The following is a 394-nucleotide window of genomic DNA, read 5'->3' as shown; positions in this document are numbered from 1 at the left end:
CGCAAGCACATCAGCAAGTACGTCAGCTTCAACAAGTGCAAGCACATCAGCAAGCACATCAGCTAGCACATCAGCTTCAACAAGTGCAAGTACATCAGCAAGCACATCAGCTTCAACAAGCGCAAGCACATCAGCTTCAACAAGCGCAAGTACGTCAGCAAGCACATCAGCAAGCACATCAGCAAGCACATCAGCTTCAACAAGTGCAAGTACGTCAGCTAGCACATCAGCTTCAACAAGTGCAAGCACATCAGCAAGTACGTCAGCGTCAACAAGCGCAAGTACGTCAGCAAGCACATCAGCGTCAACAAGTGCAAGCACATCAGCAAGCACATCAGCGTCAACAAGCGCAAGTACGTCAGCAAGCACATCAGCGTCAACAAGCGCAAGTACG

General features: G+C 49.7%; 1 protein-coding gene. It reads right to left on the bottom strand.

The window, feature by feature from the left end:
* On the bottom strand, window positions 1–394 hold a 394-nt coding region (locus tag AC3E7H_RS09965), incomplete at both ends, for a hypothetical protein (RefSeq protein ID WP_490676514.1).

Source organism: Streptococcus sp. SCPM-O-B-15304 (M98) (assembly GCF_058200215.1).
The sequence above is the reverse complement of the archived record's forward strand: the minus strand, read 5'-3'. Positions and strand labels throughout refer to the sequence as shown.